The organism is Litoribacterium kuwaitense (assembly GCF_011058155.1).
GTDB lineage: Bacteria > Bacillota > Bacilli > Bacillales > DSM-28697 > Litoribacterium > Litoribacterium kuwaitense.
This window is the reverse complement of the sequence record NZ_JAALFC010000018.1, coordinates 43480-65918: the sequence shown is the minus strand read 5'-3', so window position 1 is coordinate 65918 and position 22439 is coordinate 43480. Positions and strand designations below refer to the sequence as shown.

20 protein-coding genes and 1 pseudogene are annotated in these 22439 nt (G+C 40.7%); 7 read left to right on the top strand and 14 right to left on the bottom strand.

The window, feature by feature from the left end; all coding sequences use genetic code 11:
• The first annotated feature begins 234 nt into the window (after positions 1 to 234).
• Complete coding sequence (locus G4V62_RS10805; RefSeq protein ID WP_165202081.1) at positions 235 to 789, top strand: hypothetical protein; 555 nt, start codon at positions 235 to 237, stop codon at positions 787 to 789.
• A 39-nt stretch (positions 790 to 828) separates the two neighbouring features.
• Here the strand turns inward: G4V62_RS10805 and qoxD are convergent, their stop codons facing one another.
• From qoxD to G4V62_RS10780, 5 genes are all read right to left on the bottom strand, one after another.
• Positions 829 to 1155 (bottom strand): cytochrome aa3 quinol oxidase subunit IV, encoded by a 327-nt coding sequence (qoxD, locus tag G4V62_RS10800; RefSeq protein ID WP_165202079.1) that lies wholly within the window; start codon positions 1153 to 1155, stop codon positions 829 to 831.
• A gap of 1 nt (position 1156) precedes the next feature.
• Entirely contained in the window at positions 1157 to 1732 is a 576-nt protein-coding gene (gene qoxC, locus G4V62_RS10795; protein WP_165202091.1) for a cytochrome aa3 quinol oxidase subunit III, read from the bottom strand.
• 48 nt (positions 1733 to 1780) lie between these two features.
• On the bottom strand, positions 1781 to 3730 hold the full coding sequence (gene qoxB / locus G4V62_RS10790; RefSeq protein WP_165202077.1) for a cytochrome aa3 quinol oxidase subunit I: 1950 nt from the start codon (positions 3728 to 3730) through the stop codon (positions 1781 to 1783).
• Positions 3731 to 3747: 17 nt separating this feature from the next.
• A complete protein-coding gene (gene qoxA, locus G4V62_RS10785; protein WP_165202075.1) occupies positions 3748 to 4782 on the bottom strand; it encodes a cytochrome aa3 quinol oxidase subunit II in 1035 nt (344 codons plus the stop codon).
• A gap of 681 nt (positions 4783 to 5463) precedes the next feature.
• Complete coding sequence (locus G4V62_RS10780) at positions 5464 to 6732, bottom strand: BaiN/RdsA family NAD(P)/FAD-dependent oxidoreductase (RefSeq protein WP_165202073.1); 1269 nt, start codon at positions 6730 to 6732, stop codon at positions 5464 to 5466.
• Between the two features lie 280 nt (positions 6733 to 7012).
• Between G4V62_RS10780 and G4V62_RS10775 the strand changes: the two genes are divergently transcribed.
• Entirely contained in the window at positions 7013 to 7342 is a 330-nt protein-coding gene (locus G4V62_RS10775) for a hypothetical protein (protein WP_165202071.1), read from the top strand.
• A gap of 128 nt (positions 7343 to 7470) precedes the next feature.
• Here the strand turns inward: G4V62_RS10775 and G4V62_RS10770 are convergent, their stop codons facing one another.
• From G4V62_RS10770 to G4V62_RS10760, 3 genes are all read right to left on the bottom strand, one after another.
• A complete protein-coding gene (locus G4V62_RS10770; protein WP_165202089.1) occupies positions 7471 to 9483 on the bottom strand; it encodes an ABC transporter ATP-binding protein in 2013 nt (670 codons plus the stop codon).
• A gap of 5 nt (positions 9484 to 9488) precedes the next feature.
• The gene (locus G4V62_RS10765; protein WP_165202069.1) at positions 9489 to 11237 is read right to left on the bottom strand and encodes an ABC transporter ATP-binding protein; all 1749 of its coding nucleotides are present in this window, start codon (positions 11235 to 11237) and stop codon (positions 9489 to 9491) included.
• A 519-nt stretch (positions 11238 to 11756) separates the two neighbouring features.
• Positions 11757 to 12815 carry a PdaC/SigV domain-containing protein gene (locus G4V62_RS10760; RefSeq protein WP_165202067.1) on the bottom strand — a complete coding sequence of 353 codons (1059 nt, stop codon included), beginning with the start codon at positions 12813 to 12815 and terminating at the stop codon, positions 11757 to 11759.
• A gap of 159 nt (positions 12816 to 12974) precedes the next feature.
• On the opposite strand from G4V62_RS10760, the gene G4V62_RS10755 reads away from it, so the two are divergent.
• Complete coding sequence (locus G4V62_RS10755; RefSeq protein ID WP_165202065.1) at positions 12975 to 13208, top strand: ferredoxin family protein; 234 nt, start codon at positions 12975 to 12977, stop codon at positions 13206 to 13208.
• 387 nt (positions 13209 to 13595) lie between these two features.
• Here the strand turns inward: G4V62_RS10755 and trxB are convergent, their stop codons facing one another.
• Positions 13596 to 14546 carry a thioredoxin-disulfide reductase gene (trxB, locus tag G4V62_RS10750; protein ID WP_165202063.1) on the bottom strand — a complete coding sequence of 317 codons (951 nt, stop codon included), beginning with the start codon at positions 14544 to 14546 and terminating at the stop codon, positions 13596 to 13598.
• Between the two features lie 120 nt (positions 14547 to 14666).
• Positions 14667 to 16079: a helix-turn-helix domain-containing protein gene (locus G4V62_RS10745; RefSeq protein WP_165202061.1), complete on the bottom strand. Its 1413-nt coding sequence runs from the start codon at positions 16077 to 16079 to the stop codon at positions 14667 to 14669.
• A 276-nt stretch (positions 16080 to 16355) separates the two neighbouring features.
• Between G4V62_RS10745 and G4V62_RS10740 the strand changes: the two genes are divergently transcribed.
• Together G4V62_RS10740 and G4V62_RS10735 are read left to right on the top strand one after the other, a co-directional pair.
• Positions 16356 to 16919 carry a chromate transporter gene (locus G4V62_RS10740; RefSeq protein ID WP_165202059.1) on the top strand — a complete coding sequence of 188 codons (564 nt, stop codon included), beginning with the start codon at positions 16356 to 16358 and terminating at the stop codon, positions 16917 to 16919.
• Positions 16916 to 17446, top strand: a complete 531-nt coding sequence (locus tag G4V62_RS10735) for a chromate transporter (RefSeq protein ID WP_165202057.1) — start codon at positions 16916 to 16918, stop codon at positions 17444 to 17446. The genes G4V62_RS10740 and G4V62_RS10735 overlap by 4 nt, the downstream gene beginning before the upstream one ends.
• Positions 17447 to 17529: 83 nt before the next feature.
• Here G4V62_RS10735 and G4V62_RS10730 read toward each other — a convergent pair whose 3' ends face one another.
• Entirely contained in the window at positions 17530 to 17793 is a 264-nt protein-coding gene (locus G4V62_RS10730; RefSeq protein WP_165202055.1) for a hypothetical protein, read from the bottom strand.
• 119 nt (positions 17794 to 17912) lie between these two features.
• Between G4V62_RS10730 and G4V62_RS10725 the strand changes: the two genes are divergently transcribed.
• Positions 17913 to 18257, top strand: coding sequence for a helix-turn-helix domain-containing protein (locus tag G4V62_RS10725; RefSeq protein ID WP_165202053.1), 345 nt, complete (start codon positions 17913 to 17915; stop codon positions 18255 to 18257).
• A gap of 106 nt (positions 18258 to 18363) precedes the next feature.
• Complete coding sequence (locus G4V62_RS10720) at positions 18364 to 19149, top strand: zinc ribbon domain-containing protein (RefSeq protein ID WP_165202051.1); 786 nt, start codon at positions 18364 to 18366, stop codon at positions 19147 to 19149.
• Between the two features lie 484 nt (positions 19150 to 19633).
• Here the strand turns inward: G4V62_RS10720 and ytvA are convergent, their stop codons facing one another.
• From ytvA to G4V62_RS10705, 3 genes and pseudogenes are all read right to left on the bottom strand, one after another.
• Positions 19634 to 20734 carry a YtvA family blue-light photoreceptor gene (gene ytvA / locus G4V62_RS10715; RefSeq protein WP_165202049.1) on the bottom strand — a complete coding sequence of 367 codons (1101 nt, stop codon included), beginning with the start codon at positions 20732 to 20734 and terminating at the stop codon, positions 19634 to 19636.
• A gap of 113 nt (positions 20735 to 20847) precedes the next feature.
• Complete coding sequence (locus G4V62_RS10710; RefSeq protein ID WP_165202047.1) at positions 20848 to 21576, bottom strand: ZIP family metal transporter; 729 nt, start codon at positions 21574 to 21576, stop codon at positions 20848 to 20850.
• A gap of 62 nt (positions 21577 to 21638) precedes the next feature.
• Positions 21639 to 22208: pseudogene (locus tag G4V62_RS10705) on the bottom strand (YIP1 family protein); the annotation flags it as partial.
• Positions 22209 to 22439 lie beyond the last annotated feature (231 nt).

Sequence of the window (22439 nt, the reverse complement as noted above, 5' to 3'; positions counted from 1 at the left end):
GCTACTCGTTACGACAAGTTGGCCACGTCCTTCCTAGCATTTGTATACGTAGCTGCAATTTTCAAATTGACACAGTGACGAGTTTTCAGACACGACCTAGTAATCCTCATAAAATATTCATAAATCTGTCACAACCCCTTCCCCATTTTGACATTTTTACGTATAATAGCTATTAACAAGTTCACTTTTTAGACATAATTGAAATCGCTATCATAAAAAAGGAGTTGACTTTTCATGTTTTCCTCCAATCGCCTAATTTGGATATTGTTTTTAAGTAATCTCGTGTTAATTCTCGGTGTTCAACAATACCTATTCCACTCTTACAACCAAGGATATGAAGGTATCATAAACACAGCGATGATTTACACAATGTTTTTGCTTATTTGTGCAACTCCATATTTGTTTGTTTGGATCATTCGCGGGTACGGAACGATGAAGGCAGCCGTTGGAATTGTTGCAGCCACACTTTTGACGATGGGCATTACGAATGCAATGGTCTACATTCAATCTCCAGCCTATACGTATAACCAAGCTGCAGATACCCTTTCCGCAGAGCTTGCCGATGGAGAAGAAATTGTGCAGCCACCTGCAACAAATTTAAAACGCACCCCACGTCAGTATACATTTAGGGATTTTTATGCGTACGATTACCTGTTGTATTCCGTCAATGAAGAAGGACAAATGCAGGCGTATCAATTTTCTGCTGACAACGGGAGTCACCAAAAGATACCTCTACCGACTGAAAAACTGCAAGCTGCAGGCTGGATGAATCTTGAAAAACAATATTAAAAAATCCCGTTACGATTTTCCTCGTAACGGGACTTTGACTTACATATGATGATGCAAGTGTACACCGAAATTCAGCACCCAAATCGAGCCAACGACAATCACGAGCGTGATAAAGATGGCAAAAAGTAAGTTTCCGACTTGAATGGCCCCTGCTTTTCCTTCACTGACGTGCATGAAGAGAAACAATTGCAGACCGGCTTGAATAAAAGCAAAGATAAAAATCGCCCAAACCTTTGCATCAAGACTCAAATCTGTTCCAAAGCTCACCCAGACTGCTGCAAGCGTAAATACAATTGATAAGACAAAGCCAATGATGTGTTTCCATGGGAAATGACTTTTTTTAGTTACAGTGTTTGTTTGTTCCACGTTAACTCACCATCCCCAACAGGTAGACACCTGTAAAAATGAAAATCCAGACAACGTCCAAGAAATGCCAGTATAGGCTGGAAACAAACACTTTTGATGACGTCTTTGGTGTCAAGCCACGCTTCTTAATTTGGATCATAATTCCGATGATCCAAATGATCCCGATACTTACGTGCAACCCATGCGTACCAAGCAGAACAAAAAAGGCAGACCAATAAGCACTTGTGGAAAGCGTTGCACCTTCGCTTGCATAGTGAACAAACTCATAAATTTCATAACCGACAAATCCTAAGCCAAGAAGAAGTGTAATGGCTAGCCAAATCATCATGCGTTTCACATTATGATTTCGCATTTCATGAACAGCCATCCCACACGTAAACGAGCTAGTTAGCAGTAGGAAGGTCATAATTAAAACGAGCTTCAAATCAAACAATTCACCTGGCGTGATATATCCAGCGGTCCGGTTAATAAGCACAAAGTAAGCAGCAAAGAGCGTTGAAAACAAGGCAAACTCTGCACCGATAAAGATCCAGAAACCGAGGATATTTAAGCGCCCGGTCTCGGATTGATACTCCATTGGCGTGTTTGAATCAGAAACATGTTGTGCCACAGGGCTTCCCCTCCTTTAGACCGATGCGTGTCGCTCGGTTTCTTTAATTTTCTCCACAGGTACATAATACCCATCGTCTTGCTGGAAAGACCGATAAATCATACAAGCGAATGTGAGAATGACACCGACCAAGCCAATCCAATACCATTCGAAAACAAGTCCGAAGCCTGAGATGCCTAAGAATACAGACATGATAAACCCAAGACCTGTATTACTTGGCATATGAATGGGCTTATAGTCTTCTTCTTTCTGACTTTCCTGACCATCTTCCTTCATGTGCCAATATGGATCAATCGTACGTACCTCTGGTAACACAGCAAAATTGTAGAATGGTGGAATCGCTGAAGATGTCGCCCATTCGAGCGTTCTTCCACTGCCCCAGCAGTCGCCTGATGTCTCACGTGCAGAATGACGGAAGCTATAATAGACATTGTAAACGAATATGAGGAAGCCAAGCCCCATCACAAACGCACCAACTGTTGAGATAAAGTTAAGACTGAACCAACCCTCTTCCGGCAAGTATGAAAACGTCCGGCGCGGCATTCCATCTAAACCTAGGAAGTATTGCGGGAAGAAACAGACGTTAAATCCGATCATAAATAGCCAGAATGCCCATTGACCGATTTTCTCATTAAGCTTATGACCAAACATTTTTGGATACCAGAAGACCAAACCTGCGAAACACGCAAATACAGTACCGGCAATTAATACGTAGTGGAAGTGGGAAACGAGAAAATACGTATTGTGATATTGGTAGTCTGCTGCGGCCATCGCAAGCATAACGCCTGTGACACCACCAATAACAAAGTTTGGAATAAAAGCAATCGACCAAAGCATCGGCTGTTTAAAGCTAATTCGTCCCTTATACATTGTAAACAGCCAGTTAAAGATTTTAACCCCAGTTGGGATCGAAATCATCATTGTCGTAATCGAAAAGAACGAGTTAACTGCAGCTCCTGAGCCCATTGTATAGAAATGATGAACCCAGACAAGGAAGCTTAAGCAGGAAATAATAACAACGGAGCCAACCATGGCCTTATAACCAAACAATGTTTTTCTCGCAAAGGTCGTAATGATTTCTGAAAAAATACCGAACGCAGGTAGAATAACGATATAAACTTCAGGGTGTCCCCAAATCCAGAACAAGTTTGCCCAAAGCATAGGCATTCCACCATCAGCGAGTGTAAAGAAATGTGTTCCAAAGAGACGGTCAAACGTCATTAATGCAAGCGACACCGTCAATACCGGAAAGGCAAAAGTGATAATTAAAGATGTAATTAATGTCGTCCAAGTAAACATTGGCATTCTGAACAAAGTCATACCCTTTGTTCTCATCTTTAATATTGTAACGATAAAGTTTATTCCCGTTAACAAAGTACCAATACCGGAAATTTGCAAGCCGAGCAAGTAATAGTTTTGCCCAGGTCCTGGACTTAGCTCGTTTCCTGCCATCGGTACGTAACTCGTCCAGCCCGCTGAAGGCGAACCACCAACAACGAAGGAAATGTTAAAGAGCATCGCTCCAACGAAAAATGTCCAAAAGCTAAGGTTGTTCAAAAATGGAAAGGCAACGTCACGAGCACCTATTTGCAATGGAACGACAACGTTCATTAAACCAATAAGAAAAGGCATGGCCATAAAGATAATCATAATCGTTCCGTGCGTTGTAAATATCTCGTTGTAATGTTGTGCGCTTAAGAATTCCATTTCTGGAGCGGCGAGCTGTATTCGCATTAAGAGCGCATCTACCCCACCCCGGAAGAGCATCAATAACGCAGCAATGATATACATAATACCAATTTTCTTATGATCAACACTTGTGATCCAATCACGCCATAGCCAACCCCATTTTTTAAAATAGGTTAACCCGAAAACGAGCGCAATCGACACAAGGACAATTGATATTTGTGCACCAAGAATTAATGGATCACCGGTAACAATAAATTCATCCCATCTTAAATTCACTTGACTCTCCCCCTTTCTTAATGACTATGCTCGCTATCTGAAGCATGCTCGCCATCTGTCTCCTCGGCAACATGGCCTTCATGTTCTGATGATTCCTCTTCTTCTCTAGACTCCGGGTTTGTATAATATTCTAATGTATTTGGATCTATCAGCTCTTTTTCCGGCGCTTTAGAGTTCGGGTTGCGCTCTTCATATCCAAGGCGTTCACGTGCTTCAAGCGCATATGAACCTGACGTTGCATGGTCAATCCAGTCAAGATGCGTTCCTTTAAACGTCATCTCATCAACATGACCCGGAATCATCAGCTTAAGATCGTATTCTGCCTGTGTTAATTCTGGTGCTGTTTCATGCGTCTCTTCTACCCAATCTTCAAATTCTTCCTCAGAGATCGCATTGACGTCAAAGCGCTGTGCTTCAAAGCCTTCACCAGTAAAGTTGGCGTTTCTTCCAGCAAAAGTACCTTCATGATCCGCCTGTAAGTACAACTGTGTCTGCATACCGGCCATGTTATATTTCTGGCCACCGAGCTGCGGAATCCATAAGGCTGCCATCGAATCTGCCGAAGTCAACTTGAACAAAATAGGTTGATCCACTGGAATGTTTAAATAATTCACAGTTTCAATGTCTTGCTCTGGATAACTAAATATCCACTTCCAGTTGACTGACGTCGCATGAACCACTAACGGCTCTTTATCTCGTGTCGCCTCTGGGGGCTCTTCTAATGAATAAATCGTTTGAACCGTTGGAATAGACAACGCGATAACGATAATAACTGGAATAACTGTCCAGACAACTTCTAGCCAAATATTACCTTCGTGATCCGGATCGTAGTTCGGATTTTCTTTACGATCCCGGTATTTTAATAGGATCACAACAAGCAATACGAAAACAACTGCAACAATCGTTAACATAAATATAATTGAAAAGATAATAAGGTCGCTTTGCTGTGACGCTACTGGTCCTTTCGGCTGTAAGACTGTTGGTGCACTACACCCAGCCATAACGAGAGCAATCATCCCAAATACCGTCCATGATTTTAGACGACGCAACATGCCAATCCACCTTCCTCCCAAACTTTGGCTTTAAAATTAAGAAAAATGAAATCCTTTCTCCAGACACTTATCTGTTCCAACAACGAGAGTACCAAGAAAACGAACCTCCTGTCAGTCGCAAAAGAAGCGATTTCAACAGATGTCATAGTTTTGACGATAATTGTTCACAAAAACATCAAAAATTTGTGATGAAAAGGTGACATTGGTCGGAATTGTATGTGAATACATCGATTAATTCTCATATTCAGTGGCTTATGGGGTATTTTTACAAGCATTGTTAAGAGGTTTATATTCCAGCATAACATTATTCAAATAAAATAGATTGTGCAAAGTTGAACAATCTCTGACACTTATTAATCTAGATATTGCCTTGAATCAAAGTACGAGTTACATGGCTCTTGTAAAAAAACGAACAGCTTCAAAGCACCGTCAGTTCTGCCTGCTGACAAACGTTCTCATCCTTCATTGCTTAACTTTGGTCCGGTCATCCTCTCATGAACAAAGAGCTCTATTCACATCCACGTTCACCTTCGCGCCTCGGCTAACAAACATCTTGCGAAGTGCGCAACAAAAAAAGTGTAGACAAAGACTGGGAAAGACTTGGCCTACACTCTGATACATATAACGACAATCGGTGCTTACATAGCTTTCGCTTCTTTATTCATTTACAGATTCACCTACTCAAATGCTACGCGACTCCGCAGCCGCTTTACCGGCACAAAATCCAGTCACAAATGCAGCAGTAATATTATAACCGCCTGTATACCCATGGATATCTAAGATTTCACCAGAGAAAAAAAGGCCAGGCATTTTCTTAGATGCCATTGTTTTCGGATCAACTTCTTTTAAATGAACACCGCCACCAGTAATAAATGCTTTCTCGATGGAAAGCGTCCCATTGACGTCTACTCGAAAATCCTTGCATAGAGAGGCTAGCTGACGGAGCTTGACCTTAGAAACCGTTCGAACCGGCTCTCCTTCATCTATGCCGGCCTTCACAAGTAAAAAACGCAAGTACCTTTCTTGTAAAAAACCTTTAAATGTATTTTTACAGGCTTTATCTGGCGCCTGTTTCTGCATGGCGGCAAGTTCTTGAAATACGTCTTCTTCATGTTGGTCTGGCTTCGTATCAAAGCCAAGCTGTACAGCACCTTTTCCTTTACTATGCTTGAGGGCTTTAACGACATATTGACTACACCTTAATACCGCCGGACCTGAAAATCCGAAATGCGTAATCAGCGCATCCCAGCGATGCGTTTTAACCGGCTTATTCTTATGCGAATACACTGTTACAGCGACATCCTGTAAAGACAGTCCCTGCAATTCACGAGATTGAATCCATGGCGCATTTGATGTCACCGGTACTTCTGTAGGATATAATTCAGTGATCGTGTGACCTGCTTGCTTCGCCCATGCATAGCCATCCCCAGTGGAGCCTGTTTTCGGAACAGATTTTCCACCAGAAGCGACAATCACTGCCTTGGCAGCAACTGCCGTCCCATCCTCCAGCTTTACACCTTGTACACGCCCATCAAGTAAACGAAGACCAGCCACCTTTGCTTCGGTGCGCAGCGAAACTTTTAGCGTAGAAAGCTTTTTAAGCAATGCATTCACAACATCCTGCGCTGAATTTGATACGGGAAACATGCGACCGCGATCTTCTTCTTTTAATTTAATGCCCAGGTCTTCAAAAAATGTAATAATCGCCTCATTGTCATAAGTTGAGAAGGCGCTATATAAAAACTTACCATTACCCGGTAGGTGCTCAACGAGAATTGGGAGAGGCTGTCGGTTCGTAACGTTACAGCGTCCTCCACCTGAAATCGCCAGCTTTCGACCGAGCGTTTTTCCTTTTTCAATGACACAAACACTTGCTCCATGAAGAGCGGCTGACGTGGCAGCCATTAATCCTGCTGGACCACCACCGATGACGATACAATCATATTGCATGAACGAACCTCCTTTTCCCAAAAAGAATCATAGCATATTCCTCACCAAACAACCTAACGGATCACCTATATACGATGTAACAAAAGCTCTTCAACCGTTGAAAAATTTTACACATTCAAATTCTAACGTACATCACCAACACGTAAGACTAATGATATGTGGTTTTTTTGTGATAAAAATAGAGATAACATGTAGTATGACGCTCGTGAAAGAGTTCAGCAATTTCGACTGAGCAGCATTTTTTAATCCTATCGTGTCAACATCTCATATGAGAGTGGTGATGTCTATCAAGAAACTTATTGCGTTAATCCTTATTGTATCTATTGGTTTATTAGGCGCTTGTACCACTTCTAGCGGTGATCATGCGGATGATCAAGAGAGTGAAGCTACCTTCATCGGAACAATTGAAGAACTAAATGACGAAATGGCACTCGTTTCAATAAAAAAAGGCGACATTCTTAAATCAGGAAGTCTAGTAGATGTGAATCTTTCCGTTGCCAATGGCACAACATTTCAAATTGGAGACAAAATTAAAGTTGGATATGACGGCTATGTAAGAGAAAAACATCCACTTGGTATTCATACGACCTTTGTAGAATTGGTAAACTAGTTTAGAAGTGTTGACCTAGTGTCGCTTCCATTTGACTTAAAAATTTAAAACATGACCTCTTGTCATGAAAATGGAGACACATTTTGCCGTGTCTCCATCTCTCTTGCCATTCTCTGTTTAATTATCGTTTATCCAGCATTTTTTTGCTTTTGTAAACGGTACATTTGAGCATAACTCCCACCCAATGCCATTAATTGCTCATGCGTTCCTCTTTCTACAATCCGACCAGCGTCCAACACGAGAATCTGATCCGCATCTCGAATGGTCGACAGGCGATGCGCGATGATAAATGTCGTTCGTCCCTTCTTCAACACATCAAGCCCTCTTTGGATCATCGCCTCAGTCTCCGTATCAATGTTCGAAGTCGCCTCATCAAGAACGAGAATGGCTGGGTCAATCGCCAGCGCACGCGCAAAGCTGATGAGCTGACGCTGTCCACTTGAGAGTGTGCTCCCTTTTTCTCTGACAGGCTCATCGATGCCCTTTTCAAACTGCTTAAACATCTCTGCGCCACCAACGGCTCTCAGTGCCTGCTCAATATCCTCTCTCGGCATCTCTTCATTTTCCATTGCAATATTTGATCCAATCGTTCCGGTGAACAAATAAGGATCCTGGAGGACAATTGCCATATGAGATCGCAAAGCTTGAGGCGATAAGTCTCTGATGTCTTGCCCATCCATCAAAATTCGGCCTTCTTGAGCATCATAAAAACGAAAGAGCAAGTTCATCAGCGAACTTTTTCCAGAACCAGTATGACCTACGAGAGCAATTGTTTCGCCTGGCTTGGCATGAAACGTTATATTTTTTAAAACGGCTTCATTCTCCTTATAACCAAAGGTTACATTAGCAAATTCAACATCTCCTGTTAATCGTTGAATCTTGTCGTCAGCTACATCAAACCCTCGTTCATCCATTAATTTAAAGACACGCTCTCCAGATACCCTTGCCTGCTCTAAGTTATTTAATTGGTTAACTATATTGTTCAAAGGCTCAAACAAGCGCGTGACGTAATCGACAAAAGCATATAGCGTACCGAGCGTAATAATACTGCCTATTGTTCCAGCTGCTCCACCTGCGGCAAACCAAATAATCATGGCAACGACGATATTTCTTAACACCCATGTTAAGTTATGTGACGTCAGAGAATCAATGAGAAGGAGCTTTTTCTGTGACTGCATATAGGATTCATTCATTTCCTCAAATTGCTCCATCCGATCTTGCTCACGTCTAAACGCTTGTATCATTGACATGCCTTGAATATTTTCGTTCATATTCGCATTAATTTCACTAATTTTGGAGCGAATGTCATGATTGTGTTTAGATGTTAACTTACGGTAAACGACCATCCACACGACCATCACCGGAATGAGTAGCAAGCTAAATGCGGCTAAGCGCGCATCTAAGAAAAACATCGCTGTATAAATACCAAGCATATAAATACCGCTCGTAAAAAAGTTAGACAAAACAGCAACATACAACTCACGTATCGCTTCCGTATCATTCGTTACGCGGGAAACAATTTTTCCGGCGGGAAGATTATCAAAAAAACGAACCGGCAAGCGCGACAAATGAGAAAATACATCGATGCGCATCCTTTGAATAATACGGTTAGCTGAGACTTTGAGAAAATAATTTTGTCCGTATTGGAAAAAGGTGGCCACAATAATTAATCCTAAGTAAAAGCTTAGCCAGCCAATGATTTTTGCCACTTCTGGCTGATAAAAAGCCAAAATCTCTGAGCCACTTAAAGGACTGGCTTGTGTCGTAAACTCGATCTCTTCGCTTGACACTCTCATAACCCCATTGTCAAACGAACGTTCCCCATATTGTGGGAGAACCTCTTCTGTCCAATAAAAAGTCGTTCCGATCTGAGCAACTTGACCAGCCGGTTCCAATGAATTAGCATCGTCAGCATACGATTCACGAATGACCCATGTGCCTTTGTACTCAACAGCATTAGGTTGCTCTGTCGTGCTATACCATGGCTCTTCAACACCGACAATATGACGGTCAATAATGGTCTTGGCAATAAGTGGACCGCTTAATTCTGCTCCCACCGCTACCACCAGTAACAATAACCCAAGCAAAATTCTTTTTTTACTTGTCAAAGCGTATTGATAAAGCCGCTTTCCTGTTTGCATTTTCATCACGGGAGCACTCCTTCCGTGTCCATCTTTTGCCTTACAGCCTGTTCTTTATACCAACCGTCGCCATTCATAAGCTCATCATGCGTCCCCGACTCGACAATCCGACCTTGATCAAACACATAGATCTGATCCGCATGCTCTACTGCCGACATCCGATGGGTCGTAATTAAGGTTGTTTTCCCGGTACGGTTTTGCTGTAAATTTTCCACAATCAAAGCTTCTGTTTTTGCATCGACAGCAGATAGTGAATCATCAAGAATTAAGACATCGGGATCATCGATCAAGGCACGGGCAATGGAAATCCGTTGCTTTTGCCCACCTGAAAGAGCCACTCCTTTTTCTCCAACCATCGTCTCAAGACCTTCCGGCAAAAAGGTCAAGTCTTTTTCTAAAGCGGATAGACGAACAGCTTCATTAAATTCTTTCTCCGTGGCATCAGGGTTTCCAAACATAATGTTTTCCTGCACCGATGCTGAAAACAAAATGTGATCCTGTGGCACATAACCAATCCGGGCACGAACAGAAACCTTCGCTTGCTGTGCAATAGGCGCACCGTAAAAACCAAGCTCTCCCTGAATGTTTGGGTAAAAGCGTAAAAGCTGTTTCACGAAGGTTGACTTTCCGCTACCAGTTTTCCCGACAATACCAATGGTTTCTCCTTTGCCAATCCTTAGGGAAACCTCTTTTAATTGTGCATCATCCGTATCCGGGTACGAAAAATTTAGCTCATTAAAGACAATTGAACCGTCTCCTCCTACAACCGCAGGATTTTCAGGATCTGGCACATCTTCTTTCTCTTCGAGTGTTTCATTCACTCGTGCCAAAGAAGCATTGCCTCGTTGCATAATATTAATGAGTTCGCCAATGGCAAACATCGGCCAAATAAGCATCCCTAAATAAATATTAAAGGTGATTAACTGACCAATCGTAAGCTCCTGCTGTAACACAAGATAGGTCCCATACCCAAGCCCAATCGTATAGCTTAAGCCAACAATAATATTAACTAAAGGGTCAAAAAATGCCTCAATTTTAGCAACTCGCACATTCTTCTCATAAACGTCCTCACTCATGCGATAAAACCGTTCTTCATCATCGCGTTCTTTTCTGAAGGCACGAATAACCCTCATTCCTGCCACAGACTCTAAAACCCGATCATTTAGTGTCCCGAACGCTTTTTGTGCCGCTGTAAACCGTGTATGAATTTTACCCCCTAAATAAGCAATAGCCACGGCCATGATCGGCAAGGGCAATACAGCAGCAAGAGTCAGCTTCCAATCAATCATAATTGTCATGGCCACTAAAATAGCGAGCATAAAAGCTGTTGCGTCAACGAGGGTCAACAAACCGAACCCAGCCGTCATCGACACTGCTTTTAAGTCATTGGTTCCTCGTGCCATTAAATCACCCGTACGCTGACGCTCAAAAAAAGGCGGGGCCATCTTGAATAAATGACTCATTAATTTTGAGCGCAAGCGTTTCTCCGCTAAAAAGGCACCGCCAAAAAGCTGATACATCCAGCCATAGGTTAATATATAGGATAGGGCAGTCGTTCCTAATAAAACAAATAAGTATAAAACAACTTTTTCCTTATCCATAGCCCCGATTTGCATCTGATCGACAGTGAGTCCAATAATTCTTGGTGGAACAAGGTCAATCACGCCTACAATGAAGAGCAAGCTTAATGCAATGGTATAACGCTTCTTTTCTTCTTTAAAAAACCAAGATAACCGTTTTAAAACTTGAAACATAACGTACTACTCCTTCCGTATCTTTCATCCGATCGACGATCAGTCACTAACCGTCATCTAAATAACTCTTCTCACTATTCCTAATGTTCTTTTGTTTTGACATTTAAATTTTCCTCCTCTGAATAAGTAAAATTGATCGCTCAAACCCTATCACTTTATGAAGGTGAGGACTGTTTTTTGTTTAAAAAAACAAAAAAGGTGCGCTGCAAATGCAACACACCTTCACGAAATAGAAAATAAGCAACACTGAAGACGAACAAGGCTATCGTATGACCCAATGGCTACTTATCCATACGAAACCTGTTTTCCAGATATTGATAACTATATTCGTATTGAAGAGGTTGAATCAGCAAAATAAGAACAGATGGAGCTTAATAATATTCCTTGGTTTAAAATAACGTTTTGCATGATGACAACCTCCTCTCTCGTCCGTTTCGTTTGATTGATCTTTCCTATCTTACACTGATTTAAACTTAGAAAGCAAGCATCTTTGCAAACTTTTTACAATAAACGATTGACTTACCTCGTTATAGAAATATGATCAGCTGTAGATGAACTCACTTTGGCGTCTAATGCATCCGTTAAGAAGTCTGTATGCACGAAAACATGGCCGTCAATAAATACCGGTTGCTCAATGTCTCGCATAGAAATACCGTTGACTTGGTAAATAGGTACGGAAGGTACGATTTCGTATGAAGCCCCAGCCTCTTCTAAATACACCCTTCTTAATTCTTGATTCCATGTAATGTTCATATCTAACGCTTCCGCAAGCTCCCGGACAGAAATCAAGGTTTTTCCTTGATCGCTTTTCTTAACTGGAACAGTGACTGTCGCTTTCTCTGAAGCATTTATGTTACTTTTCTGGTCGGCAAGTTCATCAATCAAGGCAATTTCATCACGGGGGATAGAGACAGAATTTGCTCCAACTGAACCAGGTGCTACTTCATATTCGGAAAAATAAACGATTAAGGCATCGTCTGTTAGAGCAAAGGGCTGATCCTCGCGAACCCCTGGATAATTTAGAGCGGTTGCCCCATAGACGTCTTCATGCTTTTGAAATTCTTTTTGGATTAGGTTATTCAATTGGTCAATGTCTTTCACGACTTCTGGTAGTGTGAAGGATTTCCCTTCGGCTTTATTTAAAACATTGTAAGAAGAGACTGTTTCATTGCCATTTGCCCCGCCAGTATATTGGTAAGTTGTCATAACAGCAGAAATAAAATTACCTGATTGGCGTTCGGTCACATCCATAAATAATTGATAAGCTGCTCCTTGTGGAGATGGATACTCCAGAGCCCCGTCAACGATCTCTGTTTTTTTCTGATTGACCCAGTCTTTAATGGATTGATTGATGGACTCTTGAAACGCCTGGTCCTTTAAACCTTGGAATTGTGGGTAATTGATTTGAACATTGTATTCAGGCGCTTTTTCGTTGATAGAACTTATAGTGACATGGCCTTCAGTTTTTACTGCTTGTTCAGCAGCTACCACAGTGTTCATCGCATATGTACCTGGTAACACCGCCCCAATAAAAGTAGCAAGACTGAACGCCCCTGCTAGTATCATTTTCCTTTTCATTTTTGAATAACCCCCTGATGTTTAATAAATTTCGACAAAAATTGACGTGGACGACGTAGTACAATTTATCTTTACCCATTTATTTTAAATCATAATCACCTTGACAAAAACCATTAAATTGTTTGTAATGAGAATATCTTTCTAAAAGGAGTGACAAGAATGCCTTTCGTTATTACTTCCGCTTGCCAGGACGAAAAAGCAGCGGATTGCGTCGAAGTATGTCCGGTAGACTGTATTCACGAAGGTGATGATCAGTACTACATTGATCCGGATATTTGCATTGACTGCGGCGCATGTGAGCCGGTATGTCCGGTAGAAGCCATCTATCCAGATGATGAGGTTCCTAAGGAAGAAGAATCATTCATCTTGAAAAACGCCAACTTCTTTAAATAAAACCGCCCTTTTTACGGGCGGTCTCTTCACGGATAAATTCATACTTTTCCAATGAGTTTTAAAAGGATTGACTTACCATTTGACTATAACTAGTTGCTTTAGAAGGGTTCATCAGGGAATTATCACGATTTAGCATAATACAGCTCCCCATTGTTTAAAAAAATACCTACATTGAGCTTCACATCTAAGAGGAGAGCTTCATGTTTCATTTCAAAGCTGCAAGTGATGGCTTTCCTCGAGCTCAACACCATCAAGATCGTCGTGCTTTCATGTAGCAAAGTAAAACTTGTTTACTTATAAATACGGGAGTTTTGACATCAAAAAAGCCAAAGCTTACGATGCGTATACGACATATAAGCATTTGCAAAGGTTTGCAGTGTACCCTTTTCAAGACATATTTTGGCTCCAGTCAATCATACGTTCACCCTCTAGGTATTTTTCACAATCCATCGCAGCCATACAACCGGTCCCTGCTGCTGTAATCGCCTGGCGATACTTATGATCTTGAACGTCTCCACAAGCAAATACACCTGGTACAGAAGTGTTTGTCGTGCCAGGTTCAACAATAATGTACCCTTGGTCATCTAAACGTAGATGTCCTTTTAAGAAACCCGTATTCGGATGATGACCGATAGCGATAAAGATCCCGTCCGCATCAATGATTTCTTTTTTGCCGGTGTCGTTATTCATAACTTCTAAGCCGGACGTCTTCATTCCGTCCGAAACGACGCTAACAGGCGTGCAATTCATTGACCACGTAATTTTTTCGTTCGCTCTAGCCCGGTCTTGCATAATTTTTGATGCTCTAAGTTCATCCCTCCGATGGACAATGTTGACTTCTTTAGCAAACTTAGTCAAAAATGTTGCCTCTTCCATTGCTGAATCTCCACCACCGACAATGATGACCTTCTTATCTCTAAAGAAAAAGCCGTCACACGTTGCACAGGTACTTACACCTTTACCAAGTAACTCTTTTTCTCCTGGGATACCTAACATTTTTGCAGAGGCTCCGGTAGAAATCAGCAATGCCTCTGTTTCTATCGTTCCCAATGAATCGACCTCAACTTGAAATGGCGCATTTTTCAAGTCCACCTTCGTCGCCAAGCCGCGTTTAAAAATCGCACCAAACCGTTTTGCCTGCTTTTTCATCGTTTCCATAAGTTCAGGCCCTAAAATGCCTTGCTCAAAGCCCGGGAAGTTTTCCACCTCTGTCGTTAGTGTAAGTTGTCCTCCAGGCTCTGGTCCTTCTATAATCACAGGTTCCATATTCGCTCTCGCTAAATAAATCGCTGCAGTCAGCCCCGCAGGACCAGTGCCAAGTATAACAGCTTTATACAATTTAATATACCTCCTTTAATAACATAAAGCTTATCTTGCTCAACACAACTATTAAGTAATCCTCTATAGGCTTCCCCGTATTTTGCAAGACAAAACGAACCTACTCCATCAATTTGCAATTTACTCATTTTTAATGTCTGTCAGCAAATCAACGGTCGTTTCTTTTTGAACGGTTGAACGATATTCTGTTGGTGAGACACCTACATTTTCCTTAAATAGCTTTGCAAAATAACCTGCAGAAGAAAAACCAGTATTTAAAGCAACCTTCTTCATATTATCTTCTGTTGAAAGAATTTGTTTTTTCGCCTTGTTTATTCGTACTTCGGTAAGAATTCGCCTGAAATTCTTGCCTAATTTCTTCACAAAAAGTTGACTCACATACGATGGATTTCGTTGAATATGTTTGGCAATATCCTGTAGCTTTAAATCTGGATTGGCATACTGATCCTCAATATATTTGATCGCTTGCTCAAGTGTATCCCCTAATTTACTTCTAAGTGTTTGAACCCATGCGACCAACTCTTCAATAATTTCATCAAGCATAGGTGCTGTCCAAACTGATTTTATTAATCGTTCATACACAGACCAAGTTGAGTCTTCATCATCCATAAAGGCTCTTCCGTCAGCAAATAGCTGACTTAAATGAATTCGCACTGATTTTGGTTCAATATAAGGAGCATTCCACGGCTTATAGTATTGACGTATAAACTGGACAATCCGTTGAACCTCTCCTTCAACAAGAAGCTGTCGCCACTCTTCTAGCTGATTTTGCGACACAAGAGATGGCAATGAATACAATTGTTCACCAAGATGAACATGGACTTCGTCAAAACCATGGAAAAAAGCTCTCTTCAGTCCACTTTTACACTCCTGTTTCATCATATGTGGCGATCTTGTTCCATCATTTGTTACAGCAATATTTAAAGGTCCTTTTTCTTTCATTTTCCACTGGTATAGCAATGTCGACATTTCTTGAATACATTCATATAATGAGGCGGAGTAAAAAGATAACGCCCACTCATCATCACATCGTTCAACATTTACATACGAAGAAAATTGATAATCGCTAATAAATAAACCAAATTGTTCATAAGATGGAGGATCGACTGGGCGACAAACCGCCATTGACCTTGGCGTCATATACAAGTCACGTGAACGGCTGGTTAGATGAATGGTTTGATCTACCATTGTATACTGTATAGCATCCAAAAGTTCATTTGTTTCGATCGGTTTTTTTATAATATCTCCAGCCCCATGACGAAATGCTACTTTAATTTCTCGACGCTCCCACTTTTCGCTCAAGGCAATCCAAGGAATCTGCTGATCCTTCACGAGGTTAAAGAAAGCCGTTTTCAACTCTCCTTGAAGAATTTTTAAGTCGATAATAATTAAATCGATAATCATTCCTTTTGGTAAAAAACCATGAAAGGATGAGCTCATAGTCACTTCATCCACTTTTACACAGCTTCCTTGTATTAACCATTTTAGCCCTATCTGTATATGCTCATCAGCTTCGATGATCCAAATATTCATCCTGTACCCTACCCCTTTTGGGCTCTTATGGCAAACACCACACAGCAAACAAGAGTGGATTGATAAGCCCTCGTATTCTCGTATAAGCAAGTTTATTGTCTGATTTTTTTCTCTTCACTTATAATTGTAAGAAAATCTTTACAATTATAATCCCATTATATTTCCTTCGAGGATATATTTCAGTAATTTTTCTATCGATCGACGGAAGTCTTTTCCTGACTTATAATCAAATACAGACATTCATAAATAATGACTGCCCCAGGAGGGTGAATGAATATGACACATTTAAGAGCGATCGCACTCTCTTTCTTTAAAATAGGCATGCTAGGATATGGCGGCGGCCCTTCATCTATTCCATTAGTGTACCAAGAGGTTGTCATAAAACATAAATGGTTAGATGAGAATCAATTTTCAGATATCCTTGCGCTATCAAATGCTCTTCCCGGTCCTTTATTAACAAAGATGGCTGGATATATCGGCTTCCGCCTCAAAGGAATACGAGGTCTCTTCACCGCTATCCTTGCTTGTGTGTTACCAACAGTTTTTCTCATCATCATGTTGCTTGTCTTTTTTAAAACATTTCAGGATAACGCTTTTATACAAGGAATGACAAAAGCGGTAGGCCCTGTCATTGGAGTTATGCTTGGAGTAATGGCTTGGCAATTTGCTAAAAAAGGGCATGACGTTTTAGGACGTGCACAAAATCTGATCATTTTGGGAGGAAGTGCTTTTTTTATTTTTGTCTTAAACTGGCACCCTGCTATTTTAATTGCAGCTTGTATCGCAGTGGCTCTCTATCCTAGAGACCATCATCGGGAGAAAGGGGGAGCATCATCTTGATTCTTTGGAATTTATTTGTTGCATTTCTCATTCCAGCAACAATTGGCTATGGAGGAGGACCAGCTTCTATTCCCCTTGTACAGCATGAGGTTGTTAATCGATACAAATGGATGACAAATGAACAATTTGGCGAAATGCTCGCGATGGCAAATACACTCCCTGGTCCTATAGCTACAAAAATGGCTGGATACGTTGGTTATACGACGTCCGGCTGGCTAGGTGCCTTCATAGCTATTATTGCTACAGTTGCCCCCTCACTTCTATTGATGCTTTTATTAATGAGTTTTTTGGCGAAGTTTAAAAATGCGCCCCAAGTCAAAAGGCTGACAGGGTACATTCGTCCTGTCATCTGTATATTACTTCTTACTATGACACTACAATTTTTCACTGAAGGTGCAACTGGATCAGGTTGGATTCATACAATTGTTCTAATCGTTTCAAGCTACTTTTTTCTTGAAATTAAAAAACTTCACCCCGCCATTGTGATCTTAGGTGCATTGTTATATGGAGGCATTTTTCTTTCATAAGCTCTATGACAGATTATAAGTCTATTTATCCTATAGTACTCTGTAATTTATTCATTGTATAGTAATGTAAATTGCTCTTTTTGCTAACGATATAGGAGGTGAAGCGCGTCTTTGAATCCATGTTTGTACATTAAACGCTCACCTTCACTTAACATAGCATTCACTTCACTTTCAAGCTGTAAAATCGTTTGCTCCTCTTCATTGGGCAGCTTCTCTTTTATATCTTGCAACAGTTTATAAAAATGGGCATGAGCAATAGCATAGTCTTCTGACTGTTTCTCGGGCCAAACACGTTCCATACGACGGTATACGAATTGAGCAATATCCTTCTGTAGGTACGAAGCCAATTTATCCACCCCTTAACAGAACATTTGTTCCTATTATTGTATTCACAAAACCACGAAACGTCAATATCAGTTTTCAAAAAACACAAAACGTGTTAATATTGTGCTGAGGAGGTCTTTTAATGCATTCCTTATCACTACAGTTAAAACGCTTACGGAGAGCTAAACGTTTAACTCAGAAACAACTAAGTCGAGCTTTGGGCATTAGCGAAAGTGCTATAGGTATGTACGAACGTGGAGAGCGCGAGCCTTCACTGGATACACTAATTGGCATAGCAGATTTTTATGCCGTGACGATTGATGCGCTTGTTGGCAGAGAGACAAATCACACTCAGCAAGTCATGGAGCCTCCAGCTACATACAATGATGAGCCTTTGCACAACTTTGTTCAAGAAGTTGTTCATTCACCTGCAGACCAACAACAAATGTTACAAGAGCTATGGAAGGTTATCCAAAAACATAAATAACAATGACACATATAAATTGGGGATTGGAAAAATAATCTGGTATGTTTAAATGAAGTGTAAGAGTAGTAAACATACCATTACTTCATGACAAAAGGAGAGATTGTGAATGATCTGCCCATACTGTGGTAAAGAAAATACCGATGACGTGACCGCTTGTTCTCGTTGTGGACGCTTACTACAGAGCCACCAAATTGACAATGACACGATGGATCAGGAACAGGTTGACGACCAGACATTGACGAAAGAAGAGAATACCACTTTTGACCAGCAACAAACTGTCAAAAACCACAATCCCTATGTTGAAAAAGGGAAGAAGACTGCAAAACATTATGGTCAGTTTTTATCTCGTGTCTTTCGAGCTCCTTTAACAACAGCCCAACAGCTAGATAAAAACGATATGATAAACGGCGTGATTTCAATTGTCGTTTTCGCATTGTTATATGCACTTTCTATGAGTGCCTTCTTTACGTCTATTGATTTTTTTGATCCTGGCTTTGTTACCGGTTTTTTAAAGCCATTCATTTTTATTTTATTATTCGCTGCTTTAAGCACTTTAGCTATCTGGCTTATTTCATTATTACAAAATGCCAATGTCGATTTCTTGATTGTTATCGCTAGGCTCGGCGCTCTTTCTTCTGTATCTTCCGCGCTGTTAATTTTAAGCTTGCTCGCACTCGTGATTCAAAGTGTTGGCATCTTTACGATACTTTTGCTTTTTTCCTTATTTTCGTTCATTCTTGCTGCCTGCTTTATCTTAGTGAGCTTTAAAACAAAAGGCTCGCCAAGAATGGATTACTTTTATGCTATACTTTTGCTTGCAATTTTTCAATTCGTTTTATTCAGCCGCTTATTGAATGACTATATATCCAATTTGTTTATGTCTATGCTTTAAAACCTTTTAAACTTGTGTTCTAAAGTGTAAAAGTCCAGACATCGTTTTGTGAATGACCTTGTGTGGACTTTTCTTATGCAAACGCGTCACCAACGAAAATGTTTAACATTTCGATAAGATGCTCCCAACCGTTAGACACCTCATCTCTAAGGTAATTTGCGACTTGTGGTGCAGTTTTACGGTTAAGACTCCATCCAAATGTCTGATGATTCTCGTATCCTTTAATTAAAGGTTATCGCTATCTGATCATTTTCAATATTTGCAGAAAATGTAGTCATCAAACCATTATAATCATATAACTTAACTGACACTGGTAAAGTCTCAGCAATGATCTTTCGCAACGCTTTCATGGACAATTGAAAAAGCCCAATTTCTCTCGATTATTTTTAAAGAGATTGGGCTTTTTAGTATGAATATCTTTAACGTCGGTTTTTCCTGACAGCCCTACTAAACTACATGAGTATCGGTGTGATGCGATCTAACGTCAACTTTCATTTCTTTCATTTAACTCTTTTAATGCAACCTTTACAGTTGGGTAAGCTTTGAATCCAAACTGCTCGCCAGTGATTCCGCCATTCGTCAATGCGACATTTGGGCGAATGCCAGTAAGAATAATTTGTGTCCCCATGAGCTTTAGCATCTTTGATAGCTTCAATAGTTTTTCATGCAAGCTGTCCTCAATTTGATTTAAGCCTGATAAATCAATAATTAATTGTTCTTCTCCATGCTGGCTCACCCATTGTAATACACTATCCTCAATGATCATCCATCTCGACTGATCCATAATGCCAATAAGCGGAAGGACTGAAATCCCTTCACTAATGGGTACGATCGGTGTAGATAAATTTTTAATTTCATTTAAGGACGACGTTAGATCCTCTTGTATCCGTCTTCTTTGCGTCACTTCTTTTTGCACGCCAAAAAAATAATAGCGACCTTGATTTTCTATGTAGACAGGATCAATATGCAGCTCATTCCAAAACTTTTCCCCGTTTTTCTTGTAGTTTACAATTTCAATATTAATGGCTCTCATGTCATGTATTGCATTTCGAACTTTTTGCACGCTCATTGGGTCAGTTTCGACTCCTTGCAAAAAACGACAGTTCTTCCCAATGACTTCATCTTCTGAATATCCGGTTAAAAGACGAAACCCTTCATTCATATAAACAATAGGGTTGTCGTTTAAGGACGGATCGGTAATGACAATGCCAACTTTAGAATGATCTAACGCTCTTTTTAACAATTCATTATAAGACGATTGATTCATTAGATTTGACGAAGACTTAAAGACTTCCTCACAGAGGATAAAATAATAAATGCCTTCCTCCGTAATGATTGGATCAACCGTTGTTGAAAAAGTTACTTGCTCTCCTGTAGCTGTAACAAAAATAAGTGATGAAGCCGTTACTAATTGATGATGATTCTTTGGACAAGCTTTAACTAAATTCTGCAGCGATTTTTGAAGGTTTTCTTCTAATGTATAACCTAATCGCTCACTAAACGAGTGATTCGTTAGAAAAACATGATATTGCTCATCTATAACCAATGCTGGCTGTCTAAGCTGCATCACATATTGTTTGAACATAACCCTTCTCTCCTTTTGCACTGACAAAACAAATGTTTCATCTCGAACTTGAGCACTGATCTTAAAAGCAGCATACCCTTTAAAACTTGTAAGCATGCTGCTTCCTATTTAAATCAAAAATAAGTGACCAGCGCAAGCATTAACAGAAGCCCTCCTATAAAAGCAAATGTCGCTGGGCGGGCATGACCATCGCCATGGCTCTCTGGGATCAACTCTTTGTATACGATAAACAGCATTGCTCCTGCAGCAAATGCCAATCCTATAGGTACCAACCAGGCGAGCTGTGCTGTCAACACAAACCCTAACAATGACGATATAATTTCTACAGCGCCAGTTAATGTAGCAATGAAAAATGCCTTATATTTACTGACTTGTTCTTGGATTAAATATAACGCCACTAAAAAGCCTTCAGGAGCATTTTGCAGACCAATTGCTAATGCAACAAGACCCCCAAGTCCTTCCTCGTCACTTGCATAGCTTACACCAACAGATAAGCCTTCGGGGATATTGTGTAGCGTAATGGCTGAGATCACTAATAAGGCTTTATGATCAAAGGGCAATGCCTGCTTTCGGTGATCAAGCTCCACATGAGGTACGATAAACTCTAATAAGGTTAGCACAGTTACTCCTAAAAGAACGCCTAACACAATCTCTATAAAACGCCCTTCTGTTAAAGCCTGTGGTATTAAGCTAAACGTAGCGGCAGCCATCATCACGCCAGCTGTAAATGCGAGCATAATGTCTCTCCAACGATGCGTTACATTTTGAAAAATCAGGATTGGTAAAGCACCAACACCTGTCGCCATCGCTGAAAGGACACTTCCGATAATGACTCCTAGCATTGCAAACTCTGAACGAAGACAGCGCTCATTCAGTTTCCACCTTTCTTATTCTTCAATGTCTCCTAAAATGTGTAAATAAGGATAGCGCCGAACATGATAACGACGCCAATGACTAAAATTGCACCAGCCATAACGATGAAGCTTAAAATAATTGTTCCTAAGGCAGCCCACCTTGAAAAGTTATGAGCGACACTCAATGTGTTAATCCAAAGCACAAAGGACCAGATCGCAAGTACAGACGTAATCAGTGAAAAAACCGTAGCCATTGTACTTAAGGCAGGAGATAACGCATCAACGGGAGTGAATATGTTCTTTTGCACGATTAATAAAATGAGAACCATAAGCACACCATGAACCATTTGCGGCACATTTGCCCAAACGTAGGCACGCTGAATGTCACGAAAGACTCCCTCACCTTTTAGCCAGCGACCTGTGATACTGGCAAAGAAAGGGGCGACGTACCATAAAAACAGAAAACCTGTAATCGCTCCTCCCACAAGGAAAAACAACAGCACGATCGGAAAGGACAAATCCTGTAAAAAAAGATATGGATTGTCCATCCCTTGCATGCTATTGGTCATGCTATTATTGCCATCATTTTGGAAAAACGAACCGCTAGCTAACGAAGCAACCCCTGCAAAAAGAGGATGAACATATACAAACGCTTAGAGTCATATTTCAACATATGCGCCATCGTTTTTCGAGGTGAAGTCCAAATTTTTAACAAAGCTTGGTTGGCGTTCACGTCTACATTACTCCTTTTCAAAAACTCTATACTCTGTTGCAATGTATGTACTTGTGCTTCATTGTATCATAACTATTTTTATAACTTGAACTGTGAAGTGTTTCAATGACGATGATAA